This is a genomic window from Bacteroides sp. NSJ-48, assembly GCF_014287405.1.
GTDB classification, from domain to species: Bacteria; Bacteroidota; Bacteroidia; order Bacteroidales; family Bacteroidaceae; genus Bacteroides; species Bacteroides stercoris.
In genome coordinates, this window is the sequence record NZ_JACOOD010000012.1 from 102,862 (window position 1) to 114,317 (window position 11,456).

General features: G+C 31.6%; 10 protein-coding genes. 9 read left to right on the forward strand and 1 reads right to left on the reverse strand.

All coding sequences use genetic code 11. The features are described 5' to 3' along the window. Positions 1 to 26: 26 nt before the first annotated feature. Positions 27 to 968, reverse strand: a complete 942-nt coding sequence (locus H8S52_RS07990) for a hypothetical protein (RefSeq protein WP_186909589.1) — start codon at positions 966 to 968, stop codon at positions 27 to 29. 127 nt (positions 969 to 1,095) lie between these two features. On the opposite strand from H8S52_RS07990, the gene H8S52_RS07995 reads away from it, so the two are divergent. From H8S52_RS07995 to H8S52_RS08035, 9 genes are all read left to right on the forward strand, one after another. Beyond that, positions 1,096 to 1,257 (forward strand): XRE family transcriptional regulator, encoded by a 162-nt coding sequence (locus H8S52_RS07995; protein WP_117945971.1) that lies wholly within the window; start codon positions 1,096 to 1,098, stop codon positions 1,255 to 1,257. Positions 1,258 to 2,144: 887 nt separating this feature from the next. Next, positions 2,145 to 3,089 carry a glycosyltransferase family 8 protein gene (locus H8S52_RS08000; RefSeq protein WP_186909590.1) on the forward strand — a complete coding sequence of 315 codons (945 nt, stop codon included), beginning with the start codon at positions 2,145 to 2,147 and terminating at the stop codon, positions 3,087 to 3,089. A gap of 261 nt (positions 3,090 to 3,350) precedes the next feature. Continuing rightward, entirely contained in the window at positions 3,351 to 4,289 is a 939-nt protein-coding gene (locus tag H8S52_RS08005) for a polysaccharide pyruvyl transferase family protein (RefSeq protein WP_186909591.1), read from the forward strand. Continuing rightward, positions 4,276 to 5,403 carry a hypothetical protein gene (locus tag H8S52_RS08010; protein ID WP_186909592.1) on the forward strand — a complete coding sequence of 376 codons (1,128 nt, stop codon included), beginning with the start codon at positions 4,276 to 4,278 and terminating at the stop codon, positions 5,401 to 5,403. Before H8S52_RS08005 ends, H8S52_RS08010 begins: the two co-directional genes overlap by 14 nt. Before the next feature lie 83 nt (positions 5,404 to 5,486). Continuing rightward, entirely contained in the window at positions 5,487 to 7,007 is a 1,521-nt protein-coding gene (locus H8S52_RS08015) for a hypothetical protein (RefSeq protein ID WP_186909593.1), read from the forward strand. A 64-nt stretch (positions 7,008 to 7,071) separates the two neighbouring features. Next, positions 7,072 to 8,031 (forward strand): glycosyltransferase, encoded by a 960-nt coding sequence (locus H8S52_RS08020; RefSeq protein WP_186909594.1) that lies wholly within the window; start codon positions 7,072 to 7,074, stop codon positions 8,029 to 8,031. Position 8,032: 1 nt separating this feature from the next. Beyond that, positions 8,033 to 9,211 carry a Coenzyme F420 hydrogenase/dehydrogenase, beta subunit C-terminal domain gene (locus tag H8S52_RS08025; protein WP_186909595.1) on the forward strand — a complete coding sequence of 393 codons (1,179 nt, stop codon included), beginning with the start codon at positions 8,033 to 8,035 and terminating at the stop codon, positions 9,209 to 9,211. 2 nt (positions 9,212 to 9,213) lie between these two features. After that, on the forward strand, positions 9,214 to 10,350 hold the full coding sequence (locus H8S52_RS08030) for a polysaccharide pyruvyl transferase family protein (protein WP_186909596.1): 1,137 nt from the start codon (positions 9,214 to 9,216) through the stop codon (positions 10,348 to 10,350). Then, positions 10,347 to 11,330, forward strand: a complete 984-nt coding sequence (locus tag H8S52_RS08035; protein WP_186909597.1) for a glycosyltransferase family 10 domain-containing protein — start codon at positions 10,347 to 10,349, stop codon at positions 11,328 to 11,330. The genes H8S52_RS08030 and H8S52_RS08035 overlap by 4 nt, the downstream gene beginning before the upstream one ends. Positions 11,331 to 11,456: the final 126 nt, after the last annotated feature.

An 11,456-nucleotide genomic window follows, 5' to 3' on the forward strand; every position in this document is an offset into this window, starting at 1 on the left:
ATAATTTATAACTCATAATTCAAAACTCACAACTCTCCCCATGCTCCGCTCAGCACGTTCCACTCCGCTTTCGCCCCCGGCCGGGGCGGCGCATCGTCCGGTATATTCACCATCCCTTCCAGCGGGTCGTCGTAAAAGCGCAGGCCGCTTTCCTTATCCGTCCACTCAAACTCGCTGAGCGGGTGGTTGTTGCGTTGTTCGCCCCGCATGTCGGCAATGTACTGCAACCGTTTCCGCCTTCCGGCATCCGCGGCATCTTTCAGCATCCGCAGTCCGCCGGCGGATTTCAGCAGGTTGTTCAGCCAGCACAGCCGCCCGACATGGGTGGATTTCATAAAGCGTTCCTGGCTTGCGAAGTAAGGTACCAGCAATTCATTCACCAGGTACACCACGTTGGCGCAGGCATCTTCGCGTGCCAGTCCCTCCTTCTGCTGGAAGCTGTCGATGAGCGGAGTTAAAATCCGCATTTTATCCATCGAATTTTTGTTGATGAGGTGAAAGAAATTACGTGCGGCTTCCAGGCTTTTTTCCGCAGAAGAAATCCTTCCGGAGGATGTATTATTCTTATTATCCTGTATAGTATATATATTATATATATCCTCCTGCGGTAATTTTACCGGTAAAGTTACCGGTAAAGTTTCCGCGGAATCATCCGTTTTTTCTTTTTCTTTCCAGAGGCAGGAATAGAACGAACTCATCCCGTACACATTGTCGCCGGGTACAATTCCGAACGCTCCGCTCAGCCTGACCGCTTCCACCAGATACCGCGCGTTCTTAAACTTCAGCGCCTTGCTGATATCATAGAAATTCTCCACGGGATAAACCGCATCCTCGTTCATGTAGGCGGTCATTCCCAACATCAGTTCCAACAGCTTTGCAATGGTGGAATCCGTAATTTTCCGACTTTTCCACTGCCCTATGGTCTTTTGCAGTTCCCGCACGGAAAGAGTAGTTTTATGTGCTTTCATAGCATTTATATTTTAAATTGTTTTAAAAACTGTTGCAAAGGTATACCTTTGTACCCATATTACCTATACCCACTATGTAGGTACAGGAATCAAACATTTCTATTTTATTAACTAAAACAAATTTATTATGAAATCGAACAGATTTATTTCCGATCATCCGGAATTCGGTGCGTTCCTCAAAAAAGAACTGGAACAGCTTGGTATCCGAAGAGAAGCATTCCGTTCCACCTGTCACATGAAGCAAAACTATCTTGAGGACATAAAAAAGGGCTCCATAATTATGAGGTAGACAGCTACGAGATCATTCTGAGCGCATTTAAAGAGTTCACAACGCCTGAAAACGCACAACGTATCTATCGGGAAGGGGTAAAGACTTTATTTCCTAAACTGAAAGAGTAAAGTTTTATTGCAGTTTTACGAGGAGGAATGTCATTAATTTTTCTTCATAAAACTTGGCATATTACAACTTAATTTGTAAATTTGTCGCACATTTATCAATTACTATTGCTTTCGTCTTTCCCGGATTTTGGGAGGGGCGAAAGCGTAGCGTACTTATCTGTATCCATCTAGAAAACTCATAATCACGTTTTTTCTAACAAAATTATCATCATTTTAATGTTCCTCTCTTTTTGTTTATTAATATTGTGCATAATAGCATTATTTACCAAAGATAATCATCGGCTCTACGAAAAGCGCAATTTGACAGACTTAGTAAAATGGATTGCTGCTATCGCCGTAGTCATATCTCATTTATGTACTTTTTATATGCATAGCCCAACATTAGCAACAGAATGCAGATTTCGCAATCTCTCAGTATCAATATTTTTCTTTCTTTCAGGCTATGGATTAATATGTAGCCTACAATGTTCAACCTCTTGCATGTTAGCGCTACACGTATGCGTCATACTATATTGTAAATTATTTATTCATCATCCTTGCTGTGTATATACTTCAAGGAGCCAACAACATCAAGAAACTTAAAATCAAACGAAATTACTATTATGAAATTTATCTTATACAAGGAAGTGTTTTCTTATTACTTAGTACAACAGTAAACAATAAAACGTTATTTTTTACTTTGGCTATTATCAGTACTATTCTATTTTCGTTAGGAATGAATTGGGTAAATCAAAAAATTGCGAGTCTTATAAAAATCTAAGAATTCATTGTTATATTATGAAACAAACTTATAATATTGTATGCGTAAGCGATGAAAACTACATACAGCATATGGCTGTGATGCTTTGTTCGCTTTTTGAAAACAACAAAAACAATATTTTTTGTATATATCTTCTTACTCCAAATATATCCCAAGTGTCCAAACAAAGACTTACAAAGTTATGTAAACATTACAACTCAGAACTCATTATCTATGTCTGCCCTATTGATAAGATGTCTCATCTTCCTACCGGACGATGGAATACCATCATGTACATGAAGCTTCTAATACCACAATTGCTGCCTAGTGATACGGAACGATGCCTTTTTTTAGATGTAGATATGATTATAAATGAAGATATTACAGAACTTTATCACATCAACTTAGCTAATAATATTATAGCAGCAGCAGAAGATATACCAGACTGTGTACACATAAAAAAGCGATTAGGATTACCACAGAATGAAGTGTATATCAATTCCGGAGTCATGGTATGTAATTTGAAAGCGTGGAGAAAACTAGAAACACAATTTCCAATATTCGATTTTGTTCATTCTATTACAGATAAAATTCAGAATGAACAAGATGTAATAGCCTTATACTTCCGTGGTAAACTAGAAATAATACCAATACGATGGAACATGGTAACATTTTATTTTAATCGAGTTCCTAAAATATTTCCTAAATATTTACCAGAACTGCAAGAAGCCAAACGTTATCCTGCTATTATCCATTTTGCAGCTCCTATCAAACCTTGGTTTCGTGACAGTCAACACCCATATGCGTATCTCTATAAAAAATATCTCTGCACATATGCTAAGTTGCTTAATATAGAAGTAAATTTGCACTTCCCCTATGGAGAAAAACTTACTCAACGCAAGCGATTTAATAAAAATATCCGAAATCTACTCAATCGCATCGGAATAATTAAAGACGCCGGCTATACGCCTTCTGTCCAATAATTTCATAATATATAAGAAATTACTTCTTATATTTGAAAACAAGTAATTATGAATTTCATTATTGTAGCTTTTAAACTTCAGAACTTATATAAATCATTGAGCATTTCATTTTATTTAATCTAAGATGAAAAAACTGTTTAGAAGTCTTATTAGCTGAACAATAGAAAACAGTACAACAAACAAATTCTCTTCATATTACTAAATAAGTACCCAAATATTGGTCTTATATATAAAAATAAATATTTATTGACTCAAGTTTTCATGAAACATAAAACATCAAACAATAAATATCAGTACTCTTACATAAACAAGTTTATAACCAAAGTTAAAACATTGTTTATTGATATTTTCTATCACCCAATATGCATAAATGCTTGTTTACACTATTCTTGGGGAAAATTAGTACATAGAAATTGGGGAGATGATATAAACGTTTTTTTAATAGAAAAATTATTTAACAAAAAAGTATCTTATCTATACTCCTCTTCTATCTCTATGCGTCGAAACAAAATCAATTATATAATGATAGGGTCCACAGCTACCATGCTTGGCAATAACCATAGTGTAATATGGGGAGCTGGAATTATTGACGCAGCAATTCCTCTCACAGTTCAACCGTTAAAAATATTGGCAGTAAGAGGTCCTCTTACTAGAAAATATTTTATTGAAAACGGCGTAAAATGCCCTGAAATATACGGAGATCCAGCAATGCTTACTAAACTAGTTTATACTCCTCCCATAACCCCAATCTACAAACTTGGTATCATACCTCATTACAGTGATTTCAATCATCCATATTTAGATAATTTTAGGAACAAACCCGATATTATAATTATCCGCATGGAAAATTACAATAATTGGCAGGAAGTCGTTGCTCAAATTTGCTGTTGTGAATACATTGCTTCTTCATCATTACATGGTCTTATAATGAGTGAAACTTATGGAATCCCCAATTTATGGATTGAACTATCGGGGAAATTATTGGGTGGTCATTTTAAATTCCATGACTTCTTTCTCTCAATACACGCAGATAGAAAGATGCCTTTCAAAATAAAAAAAGACACGTTAATTTCAGAAATCTTAGCTACAAAATCTCAATATATAAAAGGACATATAGATTTAGAACCATTAATAAATTCCGCTCCTTTTAAAATAAATCATAAATATATTTCAATAAAACATAAACATGAATACGCCTAAAATAATCATTAAGCAAATAGAGTTACAAGGGAATACGATTCAAACAAGTATCTCAATAGCAGGAGAAAATCAAACTATTACTACAAGTCTAAACAATGAATGCTTGCCATATTTATGTTTGGATAGAATAGATGCTTATGTAATAGGTTTCTTATATTTTGCTCTAAAGCAGGGATATAATATTGAGTCCCACCTACCTATTTCAGAAGAATTATATTATAATCTTGAATATCATTTTATAGATGCTATATGTATGGGAAATCCTCATTTACATCGAATAAAAATTAAAGCCCCAACAATCAATGGTATTCAAGATCTTTCCCAAAAAACGCTTGTAGCAACAGGAATTTCATGTGGTATTGATTCATTATATACAATTGCAACGCATAGCACAGCAGATATTCCCAAAAGTTTCAAATTAAATACTCTATGTTTTTTTAATGCAGGAGCAGCTGCAAAAGGTGAGAAAGAAATACATACACCACTTGTTCTAGGACGATTAGAACAAGCCATGAATTTTGCTAAAGAATATTGCTACAAATTTCTTTACATAGAATCTAATATACATATAGTTATACAAAAGTATATTCCCTACTCTCATATAGAGAACTCTACTTACACACTCTTACATTGTATTTTTCTACTCCAAAATGGAATCAAAAAATACTATATTTCGTCAAGTGATCCGTATACAGATTTTAATTTAACACACACACAATTCAATAAAGAAAAATATGCTTCTGACTATGACTTGTTAACATGTATGATGTCTTCTATCAATGGTATTTCGATTTACTCAACAGGAGCAAATACAAAAAGAATTGAAAAGACAAGATATTTAGCTAACAATTATCCCCCAACTTACAAGTATCTTAATGTATGTGTTAACACAGTAGAAAATGATACAACTTGTTTTAAATGTATACGCACATTGTTGTCAATAGATGCAGTGGGTGATATAAATCGCTTCAACAAAGTTTTTAATTTAAATATCTACAAACAAAATAAATTACAATATATCCGCCGTATGTGGATTAACGCCAAATTAAAAAATGATGATAACTACTTTGACATTTTACCATATTATAAACACATTCTCACCCCCCCCCTTTAAATGTAAAATATTATTATCAATAATTCTTAATAAGATAAAACGAAGAAAGCTGTAGCATAACACTTTTTTTTAAGATTTGTATCATGGAAGAAAATAATAAACGTATCATCCAGAATACTCTATTTTTATATATACGCATGTTCATTACCATGTGTATTAGCTTTTTTACCACAAGAATCGTGCTTGAAAAATTAGGAGTCAGCGATTATGGTATATATAATATAGTAGGTGGATTTATTTCCATGTTTACATTATTAAATAGCATTCTACAAACAGGAACTCGACGTTTTTTAGCGCTTAATTTAGGAAAAGGAGAAAAAGTATTAATAAAGAATACATTTTCAACAGCATTTGTTATCCACCTATTAATTGCTTTTGCCGTTTTGTTTCTTGCAGAAACATTCGGTTTATGGTTCTTAAATAACAATTTAAACATTGCTGCTAACAGACTAGAAGCAGCCAATTGGGTATATCAACTATCACTAGTCAGTGTTTTACTATCAATAACACAAACTCCTTATACAGCAGCTGTTACAGCTCATGAAAAGTTTAATATATATGCCTATTTAAGCATATTTGATGTCATTGCAAAACTTATTGTCATATATCTTTTAGTTTTTATCAGCGGTGATAAATTGATTATCTATGCATCTCTTCAATTAGCAACAAACATTATCAATATTACTTTATATCGATTTTATTGTACTAAAAATTTCTATGAATGCAAATTTTCTCTAAGAATAGACAAGCCTCTTTTTAAATCAATGCTTCACTTCTCTGGATGGTCAACAATAGGGCACTTCAGTGCAATATTCAATTCTCAAGGAATATCAGTATTACTAAATATTTTCTTTAACACAACAATTAATGCAGCAAGAGGATTAGCAAACACTGTCATATTTACAATTGGACAATTTGTTGATGGCTTTATTACAGCATCAGTTCCACAACTTGTTAAGTATTACGGAACCGGAGAAAAAGAAAAATTTAAAGATCTTATTTTCAATATCTCACAATATACACTTTTTCTATTGTCAATCATTGCAATTCCTGTAATGATAGAAATTGACTTTGTATTAAAATTGTGGTTAACAGAAGTGCCTGAATATACGGGAACATTTATAAAAATCAGCATCTTAATTAGCATAATAAGTTATTCAAACAAAATGATAGATCAAGGTATAGTAGCTATTGGAAAAATGAAACAATTAGCATTATGGACATCCTCAATATATCTTCTTGACTTTCCTCTCACATATTTAGTGCTTAAACTTGGATGTTCCCCAAGCTCTGCTTATATAGTGAGCATAATACCTGTTTTCATAGGTTTTTATACAAACTTGTACATATTGTCAAAATATGCTCAATTTCCCGCTAAAGAATATTTTTTCTCTGTCTTTCTTAAAAATTTAGTTTTGATGATATTGTCAGCTATTATACCCCTAACAGTTCATATTATCATCCCTAATAATGATTTTTTTAGATTCTTCATTGTATGCTTCTTATCTGTTATTTGTTCAATAAGTATCATTTACACATGGGGATTAGGCAATAATGCCAAACAGATGGTAAATAAAAAACTAAAAGTTTTTTTTAAAATCTAAACATTAAGTATATCCTCAATATCCATATAAAACATATAGTACTATAGTTAGACAAAATCAAAACATGAAAATCTCTGTTATCATTCCAGTATATAATGCCGAAAAAACAATTTCCAACATTATAGAAACATTATTATCTCAAACTTTTAAAGATTTTGAGATATTACTCATTGACGATGGCTCTACTGATAATACTGCAACTATTTGTGATGAATATGCAGCCACATACAAACACAATAACAGCAGCCCTTCTCCCATAATACGAGTATTCCATAAAAAGAATGAGGGAGTAGCTATGGCGCGTCAATTAGGTGTAGATAATGCCAATGGAGAGTATTCCATACATGTTGATGCTGATGATTGGGTAGATCCAACAATGCTTGAAGACATGTATAATAAAGCAACAGATGAAAATGCAGATATTGTTATAACAGATTATTTCATTAATAAAAAAGCATTTAATTCAGATAAAAAAGAAATCCTCTGCATACAAAAACCTTCATCAACTAATAGCCAACAAATTTTAATCGATATTCTTGAAAATAAAATTTTTGGAGCTTTATGGAATAAATTACTGAGGACAAAGTTATATCAGAAATATAATGCCAAGTTCTTTTATGATATCAATTATTGTGAAGACGTATTAATATGGGCTCAAATTTTAAAACATAAAAATATAAAGATCTGTTATCTCAACAAATCATATTATCATTATTTTATAAATCCGAACTCAATAACACATAGATTTAATCGTAAAAGCTACGAGACAAGGCGAGCATTTGCTATAAAATTAAATGAAATACTTACAGACTATAAATATAATCAAGCAAAACAAATCACTAACCTCAGTGTTTTTACAGAAGGATTTATAAATAATTGTTTGACCAAAACAGAAATAAAGGAAGAATTTAAAAAAAATGCACATACCGCTTTTCATGAAACTAAAAGTTTACGTTGGAAATTAGGATATTTAATGATAAAATTAAGGTTATATACAATAGCGCACAAGCTTATTCAATATTAAAATGATCAAAATAACAAACAAAGAAGACTGTTGTGGATGTGCAGCATGTGAACAAAGTTGCCCTAAACATTGTATATCGCTAATTGAAGATGCAGAAGGTTTTTGGTATCCTCAGATAGATGTAACTACTTGTATAGAATGTGGATTATGCAAGAAGGTTTGTCCAATGCTAAACAACAAAGATGAAAAGCTACCCATTAGAGCATTAGTTGCATATAATGAATCAGAGGAAATACGTCTAGCTAGTAGTTCTGGAGGAATATTTACGTTATGTGCAAAAAAAGTCATCAATGCAGGTGGCGTTGTATTTGGAGCTGTATTTGATGAGCATTTTGGAGTACGGCATGATTACGTGGAAACAATAAAAGAGTTATCATTATTTCAAGGTTCCAAATATGTACAAAGCCGTATAGAAGACAATTATTACAAAGTAAAACAATTCTTAAATGAAAAACGCTTAGTATTATTCTCAGGCACACCTTGTCAAATAAAAGGATTGAAAAACTATCTTCAAAAAGATTATAGTAATCTATTTACTATAGACTTTATATGTCACGGAGTACCAAGCCCTACTGTTTGGCAATATTATTTAAAACAAACATCTGAGACACTAATTAATCATTTTGCAAATCCAACTATCAAAAGTATAAATTTCAGAGATAAATCTAATGGATGGAGAAATTATCATTTTACCATTTCTTTTAAATTACTCAATAATGAGATAATAAATTTATCTTCACCTTTCTACAAAAACACATATATGAATCTCTTCTTAAATGATATAATCTTACGACCTTCATGTTATGCATGCAAATTCAAAGGCGGACGTTCAAATAGTGATTTGACAATAGCAGATTGTTGGGGAATAAAACAATTAGCTTCCGAAATGGATGATGATAAAGGAATCAGCTTAGTTATGATAAATACAAATACCGGAAATAATTTGATGCAAGAAATTGGAACAATAAAAAAGAAAGAAATCAATGTTATCGATGCTGTTTCATCAAATTTATCATGGAGAAATGTAGCACATTATCATGAATTGAGAAGATTATTTTTCAATAAATATAAAAAAAAGAATCTTTCACGTTATACCCAATATCTTTTAAAACCATCAGTCCTAATACGAATTATTCGCAAATGTTATCGTATATGCGGAATAAAACAAATACCAATATAATTATGAAAAAGATAGCTATCATATCACTTCCACTCATGTATAATTATGGTGGATTTCTTCAGGCTTATGCATTAATGGAAACTTTACGTCAAATGAATTATGACGTCACATTTTTGCAAAGAGAAAATTATAAAAAGAAAAGTCTAATTAAAGTTTTAATATTCAAAATTAAAACTTTAATTGAAAAAATTGGGTTAGGAAAGTTCGTATACATCATAGAAAAGCAAACCAATTCAGGTTTATTTTATAAGACTTTACCTTTCCGAAAATTTATCAAATTATACATAAAAAAACAATCTCCTGCAATACAAAGTACTACTGATTTAATAGCCTACTGCAAAAAAGAAGCTTTTGATATTTACATCGCTGGCTCAGATCAAATATGGCGTAAAGAATTTACTCCTTCGATAGAGGACGCTTTTTTAAATTTTGTAGCCCAAACAGAAGGTATAAAAATAAGCTATGCAGCATCTCTTGGTACAGACAAATGGACCTTTTCGAAACTAGAATCACAATTAATTGAAAAATCTTTAAATAGTTTTCACGCTATTTCTGTACGAGAAGAATCAGGAAAAGAATTACTAGAAAAAAATTTAAATCTTAAAAAAGAGATTAAAGTCATGCTAGATCCTACTTTCTTACTCACAAGTGAAAATTATCTATCTATAGCTGACAAAAAGATACGCCGAAATGGAATTTTAACATATATTCTTAATATGGATGAAAGTAAAATATTGATATTAGAAAAAATGAAAAAAGAAACCGGATACTCTTCTTTCTCTGTTATTAATCCCGAAACTAATAAGAGTTGCAATATAAAAGTATCGCAAGGATATCCAGTAGAGCAATGGTTAGCAGGATTTAGAGATGCAAACTATGTACTTACAGATTCATTTCATGCAGTTGCTTTTTCAATTATTTTCAATCGACCTTTTTGGGTATTAGAAAACTCTATGCGAGGTAACTCACGTATAATAAATATACTAAAAACATTTGAGCTCACAGATCGTCTTTTATTATCAACTACTGATATATCCCAAATAAATTGGGAAAAAGCTATTGATTGGAGAAAAGTAAACGAAATTAAAAAAGCAAAAGTCGCAGAATCAAAAATGTTTCTAAAAAATGCAATCGCATGAAAAACATTATAATCGAAAGATATTTATATTGGAAAAATATTATCCAAAAACGCCAAAATGCCTTAAAAGCTACTAAAAACCACCAAGTTCGTTTATATAATTGGTGCAATGTTTGGAAACAAGACTACTGGCTCATTAATTTTATAGAAAAACGTGGTTTACTTAAAAATAAACCTAAAATTAAAATTGGGCTTTATAGTATTTTTGCACCGATGTGGCTAAATTACTTAGATCATAATGACATACGCATTTTTATAGAGCGAGAAAATTTGCATAAAAAAAATATGCAAAAATGGCAACATCGTTTTCTTGATAACAGTCGTATTGATCTTTCATTAGGATTTGATTTCATTAATCATCAACAATATATGCGTTTTCCTTTTTGGATAATGTGGAATACCTTTTCACCAACTGCTACACATGATGAAATAAAGCAACAGATAGTAAAAATGAACTCTCCAGAAAATCATTCTTACGAAAATAGAAAATTTTGTGCTTTTTTATGTAGCCATAATGATATAGGTCGTGAAAAAATTTTCGATCAACTTAATAACATTGACAAAGTTGATTGTGATGGCCGGCTATTTCATAATAATGATGAATTAAAACTTATATATAACGATGACAAACTGGAATACCTCAAACATTATCGATTTAATCTAACACCTGAAAATTCAAATCATGATAATTATGTAACAGAGAAGCTTTTTGAAGCCATATATTCTGGATGTATACCTATTTATAATGGTTCAAACAATCACCCTGAACCTAATATTCTAAATCAAGATGCAATTATCTTTATCGAAATGGGAAAAGAAAATAGCAATTCAATAAAACTAATAACAGAATTAAATTCTAATCCTTCAAAATACATGGAATTCGCATGTCAAAAACGATTCATTGACGGTGCAGATGAAGCCATTTGGGAATATTATGAAGGCTTAGAAAATAAGATAAAAGAAATCATTAATAATATATAATAAATAATAGAGTTTATATCGAATAATTGATTAAAGCGTTCTTTGACTTATCTTTGTGGCCTAAAAAGTTCAATTGATGTATTACGACAAGATTCGCCACCGTCATAGCCAAGTGCTTGCAGCGAC

Coding starts and splice junctions, on each gene's coding strand:
- H8S52_RS08035 (WP_186909597.1), top strand. CDS start 10,347: ATGAAAAACATTATAATCGAAAGATATTTATATTGGAAAAATATTATC.
- H8S52_RS07990 (WP_186909589.1), bottom strand. CDS start 968: ATGAAAGCACATAAAACTACTCTTTCCGTGCGGGAACTGCAAAAGACC.
- H8S52_RS08025 (WP_186909595.1), top strand. CDS start 8,033: ATGATCAAAATAACAAACAAAGAAGACTGTTGTGGATGTGCAGCATGT.
- H8S52_RS08010 (WP_186909592.1), top strand. CDS start 4,276: ATGAATACGCCTAAAATAATCATTAAGCAAATAGAGTTACAAGGGAAT.
- H8S52_RS08000 (WP_186909590.1), top strand. CDS start 2,145: ATGAAACAAACTTATAATATTGTATGCGTAAGCGATGAAAACTACATA.
- H8S52_RS08015 (WP_186909593.1), top strand. CDS start 5,487: ATGGAAGAAAATAATAAACGTATCATCCAGAATACTCTATTTTTATAT.
- H8S52_RS08005 (WP_186909591.1), top strand. CDS start 3,351: ATGAAACATAAAACATCAAACAATAAATATCAGTACTCTTACATAAAC.
- H8S52_RS07995 (WP_117945971.1), top strand. CDS start 1,096: ATGAAATCGAACAGATTTATTTCCGATCATCCGGAATTCGGTGCGTTC.
- H8S52_RS08030 (WP_186909596.1), top strand. CDS start 9,214: ATGAAAAAGATAGCTATCATATCACTTCCACTCATGTATAATTATGGT.
- H8S52_RS08020 (WP_186909594.1), top strand. CDS start 7,072: ATGAAAATCTCTGTTATCATTCCAGTATATAATGCCGAAAAAACAATT.